The sequence below is a fragment of the Pseudoalteromonas sp. C8 genome, from assembly GCF_011378685.1.
Classification (GTDB): domain Bacteria; phylum Pseudomonadota; class Gammaproteobacteria; order Enterobacterales; family Alteromonadaceae; genus Pseudoalteromonas; species Pseudoalteromonas arctica.
This window is the reverse complement of sequence record NZ_WTKT01000007.1, coordinates 171,250-190,308: the sequence shown is the minus strand read 5'-3', so window position 1 is coordinate 190,308 and position 19,059 is coordinate 171,250. Positions and strand designations below refer to the sequence as shown.

Sequence of the window (19,059 nt, the reverse complement as noted above, 5' to 3'; positions counted from 1 at the left end):
TACATACTTAAATAAAAGTACTTGTTAATATATGTTCAAATAACGGATGATTTGAATATGCAATTAAAAAAGAATGACCTTTGTGATGTATGTAGAACTCAATTAAATATCAGTGGCACTCATTGTGATGTTTGTTATTCAGATATTGGATTTCCTAATATAAGGAAAGCTGAAAGTGAAGAGGTTGAACTTCAAGAACGCTACGAACTCGCGCATAGTTCCATAAAAGTTCAAGGTAATGAAGTAGAGTCTGAAAATTTCGAGAGTTTTGTTGATAGTTCCTTTGTTGTGATGAATAGAAGCTTTACTGATGTATTTAATGTTCTTCAAAGTAACAGAAGTATTGTTCCTTTCCATAAACAAGTAGCTTCTAGTATGAGAAGCTATGAGCAAAATAAATACGACTTGAATAGAGATGCTTATGAATCGAAAGTAAGCCCAGGCTATTATGAAGATATCCATTATGGCTTATTAGCTAAAGATGAAGGTGGTAGCAGCTATTATGGGGATGTTTCTATTAAATTTGGTGAAAAATTTATAAAAAATAGAACGTCTTTTTTTCAAGACGATACGTACGATTTTTGTGATAAGCATCAACTCGTGGTAACTGAAGATGCACCCAAAGGCTATAGGTCAACGTGGAAAAATCGAAAAAAACTAGCATTAATTAAGTTACATCCTAATATAAAAAAGGGCATGTCAGACTCTGATATGGCTAAACTCTTGTTTGATACTGATACAAATAGCTACATAGAGGCTCATATTTATGGAACAATATCAAAAGAAAGTTTTGAGAAAGTTACGATTACTAGCAATCCTTTAAGAAAAGGTAGTAAGGGTTTAATTTTCGGAATCATAGATATTTTAGAAGAACTTAAAATACCGTATGAAGAGGTGAAAAGCTAAAATGGATGCATATATTTCAGGTTCTTCAGGTATAGCTGTTCAAGTTGATGGAACAGCTATCAATATGTTTAAGGCAGGCACTCAAGAGTTTAAAAAAATAAGAGCTGGTGTTCTTTCTGATTTGCGCCAGAAAGAGGATTGTGTTCATTTAGCTAATACTTCCAAAAGTGAAATAAAGAAAAAACTATATAGAGAGTCTACGAATTCTGATTGTTTAACTATGTTTTTAATGCTGTTTGATTCTAGAGTTTCAATTAAGACTAAGCAGGTTTTGGTGACAGAATTAGATGACATCTTTATAGATGATCCCGAATCTTTGAGGTATGTCAATCAGATTGTTTTTACACGTAATTTAGACCTGTATGATGCTGCATCACTTCAGCTAGTTCTCAATCTCGATAGCAAGATCACAGTTAGCCTTCTCAAAATCTTATTAGATAGCCAAACTTTAATAAATGAAATTTCAATTGGCATTAAAGAAGTATGTGGTAAATACAATTTCTCAAACGAAGATTTTGCTTTTATAGAGGGATTCCTTGCTAAGAATGGAGTGCTCAGCTTACTTAGTAATAAAAAATTGAATTTAAAATATATACAACAAAAAATTGCTTTCGATTTGCTTTGTAAGTTACGTGAAAATAATATACAAAATGCTAAGCCCCTCACTGATGATATTTTTAATATCTTTAAACCTCACACTATTGTTGGAAGTGTGGAAGATATATCCAACGATTTAACTCCAGATAACTCTTTTGCTAATTTACCTCATAAAAGGGCTCGAAAAAGTACGATTAGCTCTTCTGAAGCTAAAGTCGGTGTAGACAAACAAATTAGAAGTGTTTACCTTTTAATGAGAAGTTCTAAACACGAAGAAGCAAAAACTGCGGTAGAGACCCTAGTTGCATCGCAATTACATAATGATGGTCATGGTAAGTATGCTGCTTTATCTTTGTGTAGTTTGTCTGAGTATGCAAAAAAGCTCCAATTCTTCGATTTACAATACTTATGGGCTGTTCGTGCAACAGAAGTTGCGCCAGATGACTATAGAACTTATGGCCATGCTGGTGACGCATCCTTACACCTAGAACGTTTTGAAGACGCATTGAATTTTTTCGACAAATCAATGAATGGTGATGTTAATAGTCAACTATATGGTTTAACTGGCAAAGCTCGTGTATTCAGGGAGAAGCATGATTTATGGACTGCCTTAAAATATATAAATGAAGCCTGTCATCTAAATGAAGTAGACCATAATGCGCTTGCTTGTAAAGCTGAAATAACAAAGGGCCTAGGTAAATATACTGACGCAATAGATGTATATAAAAGAATTCAGGCTGAGTTCCCCAGTGAGTCTAGAGGTATGATTGGAGAAGCCTCAGTTCTGTCTGATTTAAAAAAATATAAAGAAAGCCTTAATCTGTATACAAAAATCTTAGAATTATTTCCTGATGATGAAACTTCGAAGATAGTAAACTTCTCTATTGCTTATATTAATGCAAAACTGGGCAATTTTACCACTGCCAAGGTGTATTTAGATAAAGGATTTAGCATTACAAGCTATGAGGATTATGTACCTGATTTGACAAAGTCAAGGATTTTGAATTTAGAGGGCAAGTCAAAAGAAGCGATAAGTTACTTGACTGCCGTTTGTAGAAAAAAACCACACTTCAAAGAATTGCATTTAGAGTTACTCCATCTACTTCTAGTCACACGTGAGTATTCAACAGGTTTAGATTATTATCACGGACTAAGTGTTGCAGTAAAGCATAATCCTTTAATTAAACTGAAATATGGTTTAACGTTGAAAGGAATTGGTCGGTTTGAAAGTGCTTTAAAGGTTATTGATGAAGTTAAGACTGCTTACCCTAAGTTGCTAATTGCATCTATTGAACGTGCCAAAGTATTAAAAGAAAAAGGTGATTATTGGGCAGCTAGAAAAGAGTATGAGAGTGTCTTGGTTCATAACTCTCGTGATAGTCGAGCTTTGATAGGCATTCAATTTATTAATGCTATTGAAGAGAAAGCTATAGATTTAACAAATGTTGAAGATGTTGAAAATAAATCTTATTTAGACATTGATTCCGCCAACAGTCTTTTCAACAGTGCAATCCTTAGATTCTCCTCAGACAGGCAATCAGCCAAAAAAGATATTTTACTGGTAAAAAATACAAAGCTTAACATTCAAGGTGTATTTGGTGCCCAAGTTAATTCTTTTCTATCGATTGCGAGCTTGAGCTTAAATCAAAAAAATGCAGCTCAAAATCAAGTAAAAAAGGTTACTAGTTTTGAGGACGCGATTCAAAAAGCTATTATATATGGATTACAAGGTAAAAAAGATATGGTTTTAAGGGCCTTGAATACTCCTAATATACATTATCCTCATTATGCAAAAGATGTGAAAAAGCTTGTAATTGAAAAATTCTTAGAAGCCAAAAATGATCCAATGCATAGCATAGAGAATATTCAGCGCAAGCAATTGAAAATGATGTACATAGCAGCATAAGTTACTTTAATCCTGATCAACTTGGAAAAAGTGAGAGTAATTGTATTGATAGGACCAAGATTTGGCTCTAACTAGAAATTAAGTTCACTCTCACCTTTCCAAGTTGATATGTCAGTTCTTATCTGAACTAATACAGTTAATAAAAAAAAGCCACGTACCCAAAAGTAACTTCATCTTAAATACACTCCTGTAATCTAGGCTCTAAAATGCCCAACCTCCTGTAAAATAGTCTTTAAGGCCGTTTTATATTTAAAACCTAACGCATCAGGTAAACTATTCGTTCTTGAGCATAGCTGTGCCTGAGCGTGTGCGCCAGTTGAAAAGAGTCGGGTGCATTTCAGGCGTACAATTGAGAATTTCAGGTATCATTCAAAATTGTACCTTTTTTATTTAGCGGATAAGTAATTATTTATCAATAACAACCTCTAAATTTTTGTTTAAAGCTATACTCATAATTGAGGGACTTCCTCTTAATTGAAAGGATAACGATTGTGGCTCTTAAACCGGGACCAAAACCAATTGCTGATTCAACTGGCAAACCTGATAAACGTAGACGTGATAACAAAAATACTCCAGGGAACACCCCAGGATTAAAACCTAGTAAATCTTCAAAGAAATAGATAAGACTTGAAATTAAAGCTATCTTCACGGTAGCTTTAACTTAACGTAAATACACCTCAGTGATTTCCGGCCTAAAATGTCCCATCTCTTGTGAAACTGTCTCTAATGCTATTTGATATGGATATTGATTAAGTATCAGCTCTAATAGCCTTTCTTGTGCGTAGCTATGCCTAAGGCCGTGAGCACCGTTGGAAAATGAAAGCGTACGGTTTGATGCTTTATTAAATGAATCCGACCACTTTTTTCCACCTCCAATATCGTAGCGCTGCAAGTAGTTTATTTTTCTATCAACAACAGTGGCAGGTTGTTTAAATTTACGAAGTTCTAATTTAGCTGATAAATCGTGAGGTATTAGTACTTCGCGTGTTAAGCCTCCTTTGCCTGTCACGGTATATAGCACACCGTTTCTACCAGACCATTTTGAATCAAAAGCTGGTCGTTTATCTGCTTTGCGTTCTTCAACTTTGGCTATGGTCAACAATTCATGTGCACGAAGCCCCGCAGAGAGTGCTATTTGTGTTGATAATGAATATTTAGACGTTTGGTGCTTACTTATTATTTGTGCTTGCTCTGTGGTGTAGGAACGTGATTTAAGAATTTGCTGATTAATTGATTTAATAACAGGGAGAGTTTGCTTATCTTTAAGTTTGCCGTTTAGCCTCATCATTGCTTGTATAGCTTGGCGCTCCATATCCAGTGACTTTTGACCCACTATTTCTTTACGGTAATCTAAATAATTGAGTGCTTGATCGATGGTCATTGCCTGAATACCGTTTATGCCAATATCTTTAGCCCAAGAGGCAACGGTGTTAAGTGATTGCTCGTAGTTTCTGGCAGTTCCAAGAGACTTTATAAGCTTACTTTTTGTAAGCCCTTTTATGACATTGTGTGCTTGAGTTTTTGGTTTAGCAAATTTAGCCATGTTTTTTAATCCATCTTTGAATTGTTGACCAATGAGCATTGATACCTTTACGCTTTAGCCAGCGCTGAAGCTCGACAATGTTTGACCCTTGCTTGTAAATTTCTATTAGCTCGAATTTATGTTTATCAAGCTTAGATGTTTTTTTACGGCTTCCTGCGATTAACTTACTTTCAAATTTTAGTTTTTGGACTTCGATTAGGGCATCGAATTTCATGGTATGACTCCAGTCGTATTAAGGTTGTAAGATTGACTGGCAATAAAGCTCAGCGGCACTTAAGCCTATTCGCCCCTGTTTTTCGCATATGCGAAAGGCTCGGACTGATCTCGCCTGATTATTAACCTCATTTCTACGTGTTGTCAGCAGCTGGAGTGCGCCGTTTTTGGTTGGTTACTACCTTTGAAAAGATAGTATTTACCTCGTTACTACGTGTTGAAGGCAGCAGAATAGCGCCTGTTTTTTTCTGGCTCGTTAGAGCTTCAGTAGCAATAAGATTACCACTTTAGAAATATTTTTCAATCTGCAAATAAAACCTGCGTATAAGAGTATGAATGTGTTGTCCCCCGCTATGTGTAAGCCGATTTTCGGCTTCGACATAGCGGGGGACAGGGGCGAAGCCCCAATGTTTAAAGAGAGGCTATTGCTCATGATGCCTCTATTAAAATTGGTTTTAAATTATTAAACAATCACATAAATTGGCAAAGTTATTACACCAAGGTTACTTGCATTGGTTGTTAAGCACTTTTACACTAATCATTTTCAGGCGTAATTAAATGACTAAATACGAGACTGATTCTATTGAAGCGCAATATCAACTAGGGTCTGAAAAACTAGTTTTAGCGAACAAGTTAGCGATTGTTGATGCAGCAGAGATGGATGATGTTGAGGCTATTCTTTTAGTTAAACTATATGAAAAAATATTTACAACGCCAGAGCCAGAAGATGACGTTTTTTCTTTTCAAAATGTTACTAATTGGCATAGACAATGGCTAGGTAATGTATACGAGTGGGCAGGTAAAATAAGAAGCGTTGATATGGGCAAAGGTGGATTTCAGTTTATGTCACCTCTGCAAATTGAAAGGCATATTAGTGTATTTGAAGATGAGTATTTATCTCGATTTAATAACTTACCAGAAATGACCGATGAAGAGCTTGTATCATTTTTAGCTCAGAGCCATGTTGAGTTTATTCTAATTCATCCATTTCGTGAGGGTAACGGCAGGGTAAGCCGTCTGTTAATGGATTTTTTGTGTAGCAAAGCTGGAAAAGGAACGCTTGATTATAGCTTGTGGGATGAGTATAAAGATTTTTACATTAAGTCAATTCAAGCGGGTGTAAACAGAGATTACCAACACATTGAAAAGCTCGTGAGAGGTATAATTAAATAGCAAGTGAAAGAGACTCATATTTAAGTTTATTTGCTTTTAACCTTTTTTCTATTGTTTTTACTGTTGCGCCAGTTTCAATGGCAGTTGAACTAGCAACAGATCTCAAAATCATACTTTTTGTGATTTTTTTCTTATCTTTACTCATTATTACCACCTCGAACAAATCGTCTACATTTAATTCTACACCTAGAGCCTTATGTTATCAATTAACGTTATAAGTTTTATGATTAAGAATTATAGCGGCTAAATTATCTTCTTCGCAGTAAAAAAAAGCTGTTGGTACTTCTAATACTTTAGCTAACGCGCGCACTGTTTGAAAGTCGGGTGAGTGTACGCCTTTTTCGTATTGATTCATTCTAGGCGACGCCGCGAACTGATCCATACCTGCCAGTATTCCTAGTTTTTTTTGCGAAAGTCCTTTTGCTAGTCTTGCCTCTTTTAGCCGTTTTGGAAACGGTGAACCATCATTCGTTTTCATTATATTTAATTCTTAACTTGAAAACTAAGAGTTTCTTAGCTTTAATGTGTTCACGATACTAAGGAATACTTAGATAGAAGCGAGTGAAGCAAATGTTGTGGAAAGCAGTTAAGTTTTTAGGAGCCGTTACGGTTGATATTTTGCTGGATGTTGATGATAAGTCTGAGCAAGATAAGTTCATTGATGAATACAATGATGGAACTGGAAATGTAGATCATTGTGGTGATAGCTACACAGAGCAAGAAGCGCGAGACGCGCATAGCCGTGGTGAGTTCTACAAATAGTTTTGACAGTTGCTCTGCTAGGTGCAATTGTTAGGTGGGTTTTTACACAAAATACAGGCTACGCAGTTGAAAAGCTGCGTAGTTTTTCATGATTAATTTTAACGTTTATGCATTTTTACCAGCGATTGATTTTTTGTTTATCAGGCTGCAAGGCCAAGATAATAGTCGGGATAAGTTATTATCAATCAGGGATAACTTAAGTAAGCTTAATGAAGCACAAGTACTTAGTGAGCTACTTACCTTAGACTTCATGTTTTACGATTATAGTAACGAGCAATCAGAGGTTTGGGATATACAACTAGAGTCTTTTTCATCGTTTTATAATCGTTCAGAAAAAGTGAAGAAGTTTGATAATTACTACCCTGAGGCACATGTTCAATCAGTGTTTAAGTGGATGCTTATGCTTTGTGATGATTGCAGTGATAGTTTGAAAATCCAGCGCTCGGTAATTCATTAGCTGAGCCTTAAAGCAATTTTATTCCTCAAGTTCACTTGATTTATCACTATATCTCATTTAAATTCATCTTAAGCATACTTATTGTGCTTACTTATAATGCAAAGAGATAAAAAGATTTACCACAGAACATAGTAAAGTTAATAAAAAACAGGCGCCCAATGTTCGGGGCTGCTTTCAATACGTAGAAAAGAGGTTACTAGGGTACGCATATATTAATTATATGCACTAGCAAGTCCACGGCTCACAGGGCTACGTGGCATCTCTTTGCTCTAATTTACGTATTGGAGAGCGAATATGCAGTCATCAGAGATCTTATCAGTAAAAGAGCTGTCAGAGCTTTTACACCTATCTACAGGCACAATTAATAATCGTCTGAGCGCCCAGCGCAAGGCTATTGAGTCTGGAAAAGATGCCAACCTTTATCAAGTTCAACGTTTAGCACCACCTTCTATTAAATTGGGTCGAGTTCGCCTATTTAAACGCGAAACAGTTGAGCAATGGCTAGCTCGTTTTGAAGGAGTGAAGGTGTAAGGAAGGCGAAAGGGGCTGCTTGACCGGCGACACCCCAAACGCACTTTGCATCTTCATATTATATGCTTGCCTTTAAAATAAGGCCACAATTTGAGTGGCCAGAATATCCTATTGCCTATCCGAGTCAGTTTTATTCACTAATTGAATTAACGACACCTAAATATGTTCGAGGGTTACTAAGCAAATGCCATAAGTCTAAAAAATTTATTCATTTACTTGGGAACAGTAAATCAAAAAGCTTAACCGATTTTCGAATTTTTAGACGGGACACTAGTAAGTTTGTTCGAGGAGTATTGTATAGTACAAGTGAATCAGTAGACTGCTATTACACTCCAAACGAATTTTTTAGTTGGCCTAGGGAGAGCAACCTAGCTCTACTATCAGCGAATTGGATTGAAATTGATCTTAATGATAAATGTGATCCATTTGATGTTAGAAGGACAGAGGCTAAAATTGTTCCTGAAGTATTCAATAGGTTAAAACTGAGCAAGCTACCACCACCAACAGGCTATGTCCTTTCTGGCTCAGGTGGAATACATCTTTATTGGATTTACAATCCTGTAGATGCAGTCGTAATTAACAAGTTGATATGGCAACAAATTACTAAAAGTCTAATTGAGAGTTTTGGAAAGTCAGATAGTTTTTGGCATGTAGATCTTATGGCTACAAAAAGAATTAGCGGTTTTTTGCGTGTCCCAGGGTCTGTTCACAGTAGAACAGGATTGCATGCCAGGTATTTTGGCTCTGGTACTAAATATACATTTGATGAACTGTTGATGTGTTTAGATCTATGTCATTTACGTAAGAATATAGAGAAATCGCAGCTAGAATTCAAAACTAGTTTAGCTTCAAGCCCCAGAAATAAGATAGCAAAGCAACCAAAGCAACCAAAGCGACCAAAGCAACCAAAGCAATCAGGTCACCAACGCTACGGTCATAGCATTAAAGAATGGTGGCTAAAATGTATTAACAGTATTCAAAACCATTTTTATAAGCAGGGTGGGGTGCCGAAGGGTAAGCGAGATAAAACAGCGTTTATCCTGTTTGTTGCGTTTCAACATCTGAATAAAAACACCGCATTTGAAAAGCTAACAAAAATAAATGATGAGCTAATTGGTTTATCATTAGAAGAGCTTGTTAGTTTAACTAGAACAGCAAAAACAACACACTACAAATACAGAAAAGAGACTCTAGCTGATTACCTGAAAGACTTGTTCGGCTATTGCCCTGAATATTTAAATATTAAGTCAAAAGTGAAGTTATCAAGTGATGAAATTAAAGAGAGGCAGAAAAAAGCAGCTACAGACACTGCGATTAAAAAGCGAAGTAATTCGCAGCAGCTTGTAAAAAAAGCAGTTAAAAAAATAACCAAAGAAACGGGCAACAGACCAACTCAACAGGCTGTTGCACTTTTTACCAATCTTAGTTTAAGAACAGTTAAAAGATATTGGATAACATAATGTGACAGGGCACTTAGATTGAAATTAAACAGCAAAATATGCAACAGTGGCAATACAGCTTAGAACTTTCTGGACTAATTGCCCCGACCGCTTGAACTCACAGCCATTTCTGGACGTTCGTAGCGCCTTGCCAAGCGGAAAATGATGGTTGGCTATAGTTGCGAAGCGATGAATTAAAACCCCGTGTCTACTTTATCGGGGCCAGATCAGATTACTGATTACTGACAGCATAGTTGTATGATTTATCGAGAAAATAACTCATAAGTACAAACACAAATGCAGCGAGTGAAAATATTAATGAATGACTTAGGTTATCTAATTGAGAGTAATGTTTAACTATTATAATTACGCAGCCTATACATGCTCCAGCAAGAACTCTATATAAGCACAATAGGCTAGAACCTACGCCGTTTATAATAGGGTAAATAAAATTGAGTGTAGCTTTAACTCCATCGTAAAACTTAGGAAACCATCGAGAAACAATTGAGAATACAAATTGAATTAAAGCTAATATTAAAAAGTATCCTACTACTGGGTCACTTGTATCTATAGATTCTAACAATGCAGTTACCCCTTCCAATCCCTTCTCATTAAAAGCCCACAAGCACGGAATTCCTCCAAGCAAAAAACAAATTATAGATTCTTTAATATATTTAATCACAAAAGCCCCCTTGGCTTATAACGCCCCAATTAACAGGTGAAAAATGGTTAGTTAAAAAAGGTGAACGTAGTGAAAAAAAAGCCAACTGTTTTTGTCCTTGTTGAATTTTTGTTATGTTTTATTTTTCACTAGGTAACGCTTGTTTTTTAAATTTATTAAATTCTTCAGCTGTTATATGACTGTATCACTACAACTTACTTCATTTGAAGCACAAGGTGAAAGTTCATCATATTCTTCGCTAAGAAATCGATAATTTCACCCAAGCTCCAAGGCCACCTTGATGTATTGCTATATATCAAGGTGGCCTATTAATTAACAGTTACATAGCTTTAGTTACTGGCTATTTAAATTGAAACTTTTGTCTAATACATATTGATATAGATCAGTTTTAAGTAATGGTTTTGAATAATGATAGCCCTGAAATAAATCGCAACCGCAATCAATTAAGCTTTGTTCTTGCTCCGGTATCTCTATGCCCTCTGCGAGTATCGATAAGTTAAGATTTTTACCTATAGAAATAATATTTTGTACCATCTTTAAGGATCGCACATCGTTAAGAATGTCATCTACAAAGCTTTTATCTATTTTCAATTCGTCTATAGGTAAGGTGCGAAGCATACTCAAAGATGAGTACCCAGTACCAAAATCATCAAGTGAAATACTGAGACCTGCTTCACGAAGTTGATTTAGTATGGGTAATACTTTTTCTATGTCATTAATAAAAAGGCTTTCAGTTATTTCGATAGTTAAGAGTGTCGGGGCAACTTTATTATGTTTAACAGCTTCTAAAAGCATTTCAAAAAAACCTACATGGCAGAATTGTTGAGCTGAAATATTAATTGCTATTTGAAATGGCAATTCCAACTCTCTTTGTAATGAACTAATTTCACTTAGTGTCGTATTGATAATATGTTGCCCGATTTTTGGCATTAGACCACAAAACTCTGCAATAGGTATAAACTTATCTGGAGATATAAACCCTAATTTTTCATCTTCCCACCTTACCAATGCCTCTACACCATACAGGTGGTTTTGAGTATCGATTTGAGGCTGATAAACCATATAAAAGCTCCCTTCCTGGGCAGCTATACGTAACCTTTCTTCTATGAGCAGTCGGTGCATATAGCTTTTTTCCATACTAAATGAAAACATATTTGCTATGTTGCGTTCTTTTTTTGAATTAACCATCGCGATATTTGCTGAACGCAGTAAAAGAGTTAATGTATCACCATGCTCAGGGTATTTAGCAATGCCTATACTACTGCTCAGAGGTAACTCACTTTCTCCTAATTTATAGGGTAAACCGAGCGCAGTAATAATTCCTGACGCTCTGCGGTACAGCTCAGATGTATTAGTCTTAGATGTTATTAGAATAAATTCATCACCAGTGTAGCGTATTAATAAATCACCATTTTGTAGTAAGGTTTTTAGGCGAAAAGCAACGTATTGTAAAACATGATCACCTGATTGATGTCCATAGTTATCGTTAATTAATCTAAAGCGATCAATATTAATAAGAATCATTGAAAAAGGTCTTCGTGTAGACTTTAACCACTTTGACAAATTACTCTGGAAGTATTGTTTATTAGGAAGTTTCGTTAATTCATCATGGTGAGCTTGATAGAATAAATCACCCTGCCTTTTCATTTCTTTTCTAATAATATGGCGAACTATAAAATGTAAAAGGATATGTGATGAAATAAAAACGAAAAGTTGAACTAAGTAAGCAGGAATGAATTCAGCTCTAATATCACTTTTAAATATTCTTGAATTAACCCATAGCCCATATGAATCTAGTCTTGCAGTAACCACTTGAGAGCGCCCAGTATAAAATTGATAAGGCTTGTATTTTGTTTTTGGAAAAGGGTATCTACTTTTAATATAGTCAACTGCTGCAGTTCTTAATTGATTAGTTTTAAGAACGGGTTTGATATTGTAAGCATTGGGGTGATCTTCCTTAGAAGAAATAAATTGACGATATCCGTCGTCACGTAGTAATACTAATACATTGATATCAGCATAATGTTGGTGATCATTGAATAATCTTGCGTCATTGACCCTGAGTGCCATTGAGATTACTAAACTAGGTTCGCCAGTCGCAGTTCGTATTGTTTTACGCAGAGGAAAAACAAGTTGACCTCTATCGCCAACGCGATATGTTCGGCCGAGCACCATATCGTTACTATTAAGCGTTTGCTTAAAACTATCACGAGTCTCCTCATTTTCAAGCAGATTTAATATTGGTTCTACATTTAACCGTGAGCTACTTAAATCCAATTGGCCATTAGGGAGATAAAGGCTAATCATTGCAATATCTATATTTGAATTAACAAGACGTGAAAGTTCTGATTTAGTTTTGTCTCTATTATCCGCACCATTTTCGGCCAATATATGTTCTTCAATAAACATTAAGAACATCGATTGCGTCCCAAGTAGTGAGTCAACACTACTTGCAAATCTGTTTACTGCATAAGTCTGCTGAAGTTCGTAACTACTATTCAAACTAGTCCATTGATGCCAAGTAGCAAGGGAAAATAAACCAGAGGTTATCCCTACAAAAATAAAATAAATTAAGGGCATTTTTTTCACTAGTTTCATTGTTGGCCCTCAAGAGCACTTTATATTTTATTTATTTATGATTATTTACAGAAACAATAGAAATAAACTGTAAATACATTTTATTCGTATTTTCGAGGGAATATATAGTAGAGGTACATCATTATCAATCTTTAGTTGCATTATTAACAACAATGCAATACCAAAGGATTAAATTCTGTGATTTGGACAAATGGAAAGTTATTATAGAGCTGAAATATTTGTTTGAATAAGCACCAATTCTTTTATAACCGAATAAATTTTAGCGATATTTTCATAATTATTACTTTTAATATTAATTCTAAAACTGTGACCAAATTTTATTGGCCACTACAATTGTAGTCAATAAAAAAGAATAAGATGTTTTTTATAGCCAATTATTAAGTAGATGCCTCAATCGTCTTGACTAAATAAATATAGTCCACCCTCCGCCTCGAACAACTTAATGTAACTAGCGCCTCAATACCAGGCTGGTTATCACTCATCCCCGCACTGCTTTGTAGCGTGCTAAGCTTAAAGATCAATAAAAAACTGGAGTACACTAAACTCGCCAATTAAAATCGTTTTTCTTCTAATTGATATATTTACCTCATTATATCGGTTTGTGGAGGCAATGAGGGGGGTAACAATTTGACGGTACGCGAGCCGCGTAAATGTCTACTCGTACCACGTTTACTTGTATATGTGAGCAAACAGCAATTTGACTAATTAACTATTATATTTAGCCAATCACAATGACCGCTATTCGCTCAAAGCTGCCTATTTTCTTTTAATTTCCAATTCATAGGTGTCCGGCGTTTTTCAAGTTAGTTGTTGCCTTAAGTTTCAAACTTTTCGTTGGCTGAAGTATAAATCAAAACTCTTTAATTCTTGGTACGGTCTTTTGCTGCCAATATGTTAGCCAGTAGGCGGCTAGTAAACTAGCAATTGAAAGTAAAAGCATAAATATAGCTTTAAGGATGCTATCTCCTTTCGAATCATAAATTAATAGAGGTATTGCAATGAAAGGGAATGAACCTGCTATAGCTCGATACAGACCTACTAGGTTAAAACCAATTTGGTATGAAGGTGTATGTAATCTGTATTTAAATGTTCTACTAGAATCGGATAAAGGCAAACTGTATTTAGAAATAGCCTAAACAACATTATGCAAAAGAGTTAGTAAATTAAAATAGTATATAAGATGGTCTGGTGGCGTAATCCCTTAGAAAAAGCTAACCGGGCCTTCTACGCCTGAAAAGAGTAAGACTAAAAGGCAGGGAATTGAGCCAAATACAATTGCACAAATAATTTCGTCAAAGAGTAAGTGTGAAGCGGTTTTGTTTTTCGTTGGTTTGCATAATTGTTTTCTATTGTACTTTGAGCTTTAAAATACAATTCAAAAGAAGAATAAAAACTTGTTCAGTAGAGTGCCATTAGCTGTCTTCCTATATATCCCCCCCTTTTATACCTTAAAAGTATAAAATAATTTAAGGGAAGTATCGTGCGATAAATGTGCGACATATATTTAAAAATACTAAGTTAATAGTGCGATAAAGAAGAGAGTTTAATTTATAACAAGTTGAAACAAATAGAATTTAATTGGTCGGTATGGAGAGATTCGAACTCTCGACCCCTGCCACCCCATGACAGTGCGCTACCAAGCTGCGCCACATACCGATTTGTATGCAATAGTACGTGTATTTTTTTAAAAATCAATAAGCGATTGTTTGTTTGGGTGTTTATTACGCAAGAGACCTAAAAAGGCACTCTTGCGGTGTATTAATTGGCTAGTCTTTATTTAACCACTTTTTGATCGAGTCATACATCTCATCTCGTATTAATGGCTGAGCTTTTTTGTTAGGGTGTAAACTATCGTTTTGCATTAGCTCAGGTTGACCAGCAACATCGAGCATAAAAAAGTTCATTAAATGCGCATTTGTTTCTTCGCTAACGCGCGAAAAAGTGTCTGTAAACATTTTGCTGTAACGCGGACCGTAATTAGGGGGAATGTAAATCTCCATTAAGGCGGTCATCGCATTAGCTGCTTGGCTTTTTTGAATAAGAGACGTTAAGTTAGTTTGCATTTTTTTGACTGGAAAACCACGTAAACCGTCATTAGCACCTAGCTCAATAAGTACATGAGTGGGTTCGTATTGCTCAAGCAATGCATCTAAACGGCGTAGGGCTCCACCAGATGTTTCGCCACTAATACTGGCGTTGATAAGTTCAATGTCGGCTTGTTCGTCATCGTATTTATCTTGTAACAATTTTACCCAGCCTTCTTCTTGTCGAAGTCCGTAGGCTGCGCTTAAACTGTCACCGAGTATTAAAATCGTGTTGTCGGCTACTGCACTCAGCGGTTTGATAACTAAAAATAAAATGAATACTAAACGAAGGATTGAATGAGTCATATGTCAGCGCTTTCTCAATTAAATATAATTCAGGTTAATGGTTTGTCTAAAGTAGTCTCTACCTTTGAAGGTGAGCTGCCCATCCTCAGCGACATCAGCTTTAATGTCAAGCATGGCGAGTCTGTTGCTATTGTTGGTACGTCGGGCTCTGGTAAATCAACGTTACTCAGTTTATTAGCAGGGCTGGATACCGCAAGCAGCGGCGAAATATTTTTAGATGGCGAGCCATTACACAATTTAGATGAAGAAGAGCGTGCTGCACTGCGCGCGGCTAAAATTGGATTTGTGTTTCAATCGTTCATGTTAGTACAAAGCTTAACTGCACTAGAAAACGTTATGCTACCAGCAGAACTTGCTGGCGAAAGTGATGCAAAAGAGCAAGCAATTGCTTTGCTTGAAAAAGTAGGCTTGAGCCATCGAATTGATCATTACCCGTCGCAACTCTCTGGCGGTGAACAGCAACGTGTTGCTATTGCGCGAGCATTTATTGGTACGCCTAAAATATTGTTTGCTGATGAGCCTTCGGCTAATTTAGACAGCAAAAACGGTAAAATGATTGAGTCGTTATTATTTTATTTAAACACGCAACACGGCACTACGCTTATTTTGGTGACTCACGATGAAGGGCTTGCACAAAAATGTGAGCACATTATTCAAATAGAAGCGGGCTTACTGGTAAAAAGCCAAGTAGAGGACGTTGCTAATGTGGGTTAAGTTAGCGCTTAAGTTATTTTCGCGAGAATTTCGCCGTGGTGAGCTAACAGTTATAAGCGCAGCTATCGCCCTTGCTGTTTTAACCGTGCTTACACTGTCTATGGTTACTGAGCGAATAGGGCAAAGTATTGCGCAAAAAAGCAGTGCTTTTATTGCAGCAGACCGTGTACTTGCAAGCGATCATGTTCTCGACACTGCTTTTATTACTAAAGCACAGAGCCAAAATTTAAAAACGGCGCAAATGGTGTACTTCGACACTATGTTGTTTGCCGATGATGAAATGCAGTTTAGCTCAGTAAAAGCGGCATCTAATGCGTACCCGTTAAAAGGGCAGTTAAAAGTTAAAGATACCTTAACAGGTGAAACTAAGGTTGCTAATAGCGGACCAACGCCTGGTAATGTGTGGCTAAGTGAATCAGTATTTTACAGTTTAAATATTGATATAGGCGCGCAAGTAGAGCTTGGCGCTGCATTATTTAATGTTTCAAAAGTTATTGTAGAAGAGCCTGACGCGCCATTTAATGTATTTTCGAGCAGCCGTCGTGTGCTTATTAATATTGACGATGTGGCAAAAACCGAAGTTGTGCAGCCAGGTAGTCGTGTTTATTATCGCCAACTTTATGCAGGTAGTGAGGCCGATATAAATAGCTTTTACGAGTGGCTTAAACCACAAATGAAAGAAAACCAACAATGGTACGGCGTTAAAGACCGTCAATCACCTATTTCAAATAGTTTAAACCGTGCAGAGAGCTTTTTATTACTTGCCGGCCTATTAGGTATTATTTTAGCCGCAGTGGCTATAGCCGTTTCAGCAAAACGTTATTGTGAACGCCAATACGATCCAGTAGCGATGATGAAAACGCTAGGCGGTAGCCGCTCAATGATCCGCAAAATATACATGCTCCATTTATTGCTTGTATGTGCAATGGCGGTAAGTATTGGGCTGTTAATTGGTTATGGCTTGCAAGAAATAGCAACAAGTTACTTATCAAAAAGTATGGGCACAGAGCTACCTTTAGGTGGCTTTAAACCTTGGCTGGTGGCTATAAGCACTGGCGTAATTTGTGCCGTTATGTTTTCTATTAAACCGTTATTTGATTTATTTGATATTCCACCGCTTAGAGTGCTGCGCCGTAACTTAGGTGACAAATTGGCAGTTAGTCGTGTGCATTTAGGAATGAGTGCGCTAACCGTGTTTTTATTAATGTGGTTATTCAGTAACAACATAAAAATAACGCTTATTTTGTTTATATCAACACTTGCGCTAATTGGTGTGTTGTTTTTGATATCTAAATTAATATTTGGTGGCGGTCGAAAATTAGGGCTTAAGCCAGGTAACAGTTGGTCGCTTGCAATTGCATCTATTCAAAAGCGTGCAAATGTGAACGCGGTACAGTTAATTAGTTTTTCATTAGCGATTAAATTACTGCTGTTTTTAGTGGTACTTAAAAACGACATGATATCTGATTGGCAATCGCAACTTCCTGCCGATGCGCCTAATGCGTTTTTAGTTAATATTACGCAAAATGAGCTTGAGCCAATTAATGAGTATTTAGCTCAAAAAGATATTCAGGTATCAGAGTTTTATCCCACTATTCGTGGACGCGTAAATGCGGTAAACGGCGAGTTGGTAGCACGTTCTGTATCGCTGCAAGACAACGAGAAAAAAGACGAAGAAGCACGTGCAGGTATTGGCCGCGAGCTAAACCTTACATGGCTTAAAGATGTGCCTGACCAAAATGAAGTAACACAAGGCACGTGGTTTGGTGAAAATGCGATGGCTGAAGCCTCAGTAGAGGAGTCGATGCTTGAGCGTTTAGATGTTGAGATAGGCGATACGCTTACATTTTTAATTGGTTCGCAATCGTTCGACGCTAAAATTACCAGTGTGCGCAAAGTTAATTGGGCCACGCTTAAACCTAACTTTTTTATTATTTTAAGCCCAGATGTACTTGCAGATTTTCCGGCGACGTATATTTCGTCGGTACGTATAAACCCAGATCAAAAGCGTGACTTTAGCCAGTTATTGCGTACTTACCCTACTATTACAGCGATTGATATTGACAACTTTGTTAAGCAAATACAAACAACTATTTCGCAAGTATCACTCGCCATTGGCTTTGTACTTGCCATTGTTGTGCTGTGTGGCGCGCTTGTACTTATATCGCAAGTGCAAGCTAGTTTAGGTGAGCGTATGCAAGAAATTGTAATACTGCGAACACTTGGCGCTAAAAGCCGATTGATTAAAAACGCGACCTTGTACGAGTTTTTATTACTCGGCGGTTTAGCTGGCTTAGTGGCTGCATTTTTTAGTGATATAGCGCTTTTAATTGTGCAGCAGCAAATGTTTGATTTAGCAGGTAAGTTACATCCGCATATATGGATTATTGGTCCGGTAGCTGGCGGTGTATTTGTGGCTGGTTTAGGCTATTTAATGATTGCCCGAACACTTAAACAAAACACCCAAGGATTAGTGCGTGCCCTAGGGTAAGTTTAAACTAACACGCTCCTGCAAATGCCCACCTAATACGTGGGCATTTTTGTTTTTCTTTGTACTGGTAATTTATACAGTGCTCTGGCATTATTAGCGTAATTTAAAAATAATAACAATGGAGCGCTGTTTGGCCATCATTTTAGGGATCGATCCTGGTTCACGTTTGACCGGATATGGCGTTGTTGCCCACCAAGGTTCTAAATTTACATACTTAGGCAGTGGTTGTATTAAGTTAGCCGATCATCCTTTTCCGGTTAGGCTTAAAATGATCTATCAAGGCATTACACAGCTTATTGAGCAGTTTTCGCCAGAAACCTTTGCCATTGAAAAAGTATTTATGGCGCATAACCCCGATTCAGCTTTAAAGCTTGGCCAAGCTAGAGGCGCGGCGATTGTTGGCGCTGCAATGGCCGACTTACCCGTATTTGAATATTCAGCTAGGCAAATTAAGCAAGCAGTAGTAGGTAACGGTGGCGCTGATAAAACACAAGTGCAGCACATGGTAAAAAATATTTTAAAACTACCCGGTACGCCACAGGCCGATGCAGCTGATGCACTTGCTATTGCGATTTGCCACGCTCACTCAGAACAAAATTTAATTAAACTAGCGGGTAGCGCAAGCAAAACCGTTAGAGGACGTTTAAGGAAATAACT

General features: G+C 36.8%; 17 protein-coding genes and 1 tRNA gene. 10 read left to right on the top strand and 8 right to left on the bottom strand.

Annotated elements, in window-relative coordinates; genetic code table 11:
* Positions 1 to 57 precede the first annotated feature (57 nt).
* Positions 58 to 906, top strand: a complete 849-nt coding sequence (locus tag GQR39_RS09080) for a hypothetical protein (protein WP_165735417.1) — start codon at positions 58 to 60, stop codon at positions 904 to 906.
* Between the two features lies 1 nt (position 907).
* On the top strand, positions 908 to 3,409 hold the full coding sequence (locus tag GQR39_RS09075; protein WP_165735416.1) for a tetratricopeptide repeat protein: 2,502 nt from the start codon (positions 908 to 910) through the stop codon (positions 3,407 to 3,409).
* 661 nt (positions 3,410 to 4,070) lie between these two features.
* Here GQR39_RS09075 and GQR39_RS09070 read toward each other — a convergent pair.
* Together GQR39_RS09070 and GQR39_RS09065 are read right to left on the bottom strand one after the other, a co-directional pair.
* Positions 4,071 to 4,952: a site-specific integrase gene (locus tag GQR39_RS09070; RefSeq protein ID WP_165735415.1), complete on the bottom strand. Its 882-nt coding sequence runs from the start codon at positions 4,950 to 4,952 to the stop codon at positions 4,071 to 4,073.
* Positions 4,945 to 5,166, bottom strand: coding sequence for a hypothetical protein (locus GQR39_RS09065; RefSeq protein WP_008136222.1), 222 nt, complete (start codon positions 5,164 to 5,166; stop codon positions 4,945 to 4,947). Before GQR39_RS09065 ends, GQR39_RS09070 begins: the two co-directional genes overlap by 8 nt.
* A 557-nt stretch (positions 5,167 to 5,723) precedes the next feature.
* On the opposite strand from GQR39_RS09065, the gene GQR39_RS09060 reads away from it, so the two are divergent.
* Positions 5,724 to 6,338, top strand: coding sequence for a Fic family protein (locus tag GQR39_RS09060; protein WP_165735414.1), 615 nt, complete (start codon positions 5,724 to 5,726; stop codon positions 6,336 to 6,338).
* Here the strand turns inward: GQR39_RS09060 and GQR39_RS09055 are convergent.
* Both GQR39_RS09055 and GQR39_RS09050 read right to left on the bottom strand, forming a co-directional pair.
* The gene (locus tag GQR39_RS09055; protein ID WP_165722308.1) at positions 6,331 to 6,483 is read right to left on the bottom strand and encodes a hypothetical protein; all 153 of its coding nucleotides are present in this window, start codon (positions 6,481 to 6,483) and stop codon (positions 6,331 to 6,333) included. The two genes, GQR39_RS09060 and GQR39_RS09055, sit on opposite strands and share 8 nt — an antisense overlap.
* A 57-nt stretch (positions 6,484 to 6,540) precedes the next feature.
* Positions 6,541 to 6,816, bottom strand: coding sequence for a helix-turn-helix transcriptional regulator (locus tag GQR39_RS09050; RefSeq protein WP_165722306.1), 276 nt, complete (start codon positions 6,814 to 6,816; stop codon positions 6,541 to 6,543).
* A 92-nt stretch (positions 6,817 to 6,908) separates the two neighbouring features.
* Between GQR39_RS09050 and GQR39_RS09045 the strand changes: the two genes are divergently transcribed.
* From GQR39_RS09045 to GQR39_RS09030, 4 genes are all read left to right on the top strand, one after another.
* Complete coding sequence (locus GQR39_RS09045) at positions 6,909 to 7,100, top strand: hypothetical protein (RefSeq protein WP_008137063.1); 192 nt, start codon at positions 6,909 to 6,911, stop codon at positions 7,098 to 7,100.
* 88 nt (positions 7,101 to 7,188) lie between these two features.
* Complete coding sequence (locus GQR39_RS09040) at positions 7,189 to 7,557, top strand: hypothetical protein (RefSeq protein WP_165722304.1); 369 nt, start codon at positions 7,189 to 7,191, stop codon at positions 7,555 to 7,557.
* A 294-nt stretch (positions 7,558 to 7,851) separates the two neighbouring features.
* Entirely contained in the window at positions 7,852 to 8,088 is a 237-nt protein-coding gene (locus GQR39_RS09035) for a helix-turn-helix domain-containing protein (protein WP_138585717.1), read from the top strand.
* A 62-nt stretch (positions 8,089 to 8,150) separates the two neighbouring features.
* Complete coding sequence (locus tag GQR39_RS09030) at positions 8,151 to 9,548, top strand: hypothetical protein (protein ID WP_165735413.1); 1,398 nt, start codon at positions 8,151 to 8,153, stop codon at positions 9,546 to 9,548.
* Positions 9,549 to 9,759: 211 nt separating this feature from the next.
* Here GQR39_RS09030 and GQR39_RS09025 read toward each other — a convergent pair whose 3' ends face one another.
* The 4 genes from GQR39_RS09025 to GQR39_RS09010 form a co-directional block, all read right to left on the bottom strand.
* Positions 9,760 to 10,209: a hypothetical protein gene (locus GQR39_RS09025; RefSeq protein WP_165735412.1), complete on the bottom strand. Its 450-nt coding sequence runs from the start codon at positions 10,207 to 10,209 to the stop codon at positions 9,760 to 9,762.
* 333 nt (positions 10,210 to 10,542) lie between these two features.
* Positions 10,543 to 12,807: an EAL domain-containing protein gene (locus GQR39_RS09020; protein WP_165735411.1), complete on the bottom strand. Its 2,265-nt coding sequence runs from the start codon at positions 12,805 to 12,807 to the stop codon at positions 10,543 to 10,545.
* Between the two features lie 1,579 nt (positions 12,808 to 14,386).
* Positions 14,387 to 14,463: transfer RNA gene (locus GQR39_RS09015), tRNA-Pro, on the bottom strand.
* 110 nt (positions 14,464 to 14,573) lie between these two features.
* Positions 14,574 to 15,197 carry an arylesterase gene (locus tag GQR39_RS09010; protein ID WP_165735410.1) on the bottom strand — a complete coding sequence of 208 codons (624 nt, stop codon included), beginning with the start codon at positions 15,195 to 15,197 and terminating at the stop codon, positions 14,574 to 14,576.
* Here GQR39_RS09010 and GQR39_RS09005 point away from each other — a divergent pair, their 5' ends adjacent.
* The 3 genes from GQR39_RS09005 to ruvC all read left to right on the top strand — a co-directional run bounded on the left by GQR39_RS09005 (position 15,198) and on the right by ruvC (position 19,057).
* Complete coding sequence (locus GQR39_RS09005; RefSeq protein WP_165735434.1) at positions 15,198 to 15,911, top strand: ABC transporter ATP-binding protein; 714 nt, start codon at positions 15,198 to 15,200, stop codon at positions 15,909 to 15,911.
* Positions 15,901 to 18,402, top strand: a complete 2,502-nt coding sequence (locus GQR39_RS09000; protein ID WP_024590484.1) for an FtsX-like permease family protein — start codon at positions 15,901 to 15,903, stop codon at positions 18,400 to 18,402. The genes GQR39_RS09005 and GQR39_RS09000 overlap by 11 nt, the downstream gene beginning before the upstream one ends.
* Before the next feature lie 130 nt (positions 18,403 to 18,532).
* Positions 18,533 to 19,057 carry a crossover junction endodeoxyribonuclease RuvC gene (gene ruvC, locus GQR39_RS08995; protein ID WP_002960649.1) on the top strand — a complete coding sequence of 175 codons (525 nt, stop codon included), beginning with the start codon at positions 18,533 to 18,535 and terminating at the stop codon, positions 19,055 to 19,057.
* Positions 19,058 to 19,059: the final 2 nt, after the last annotated feature.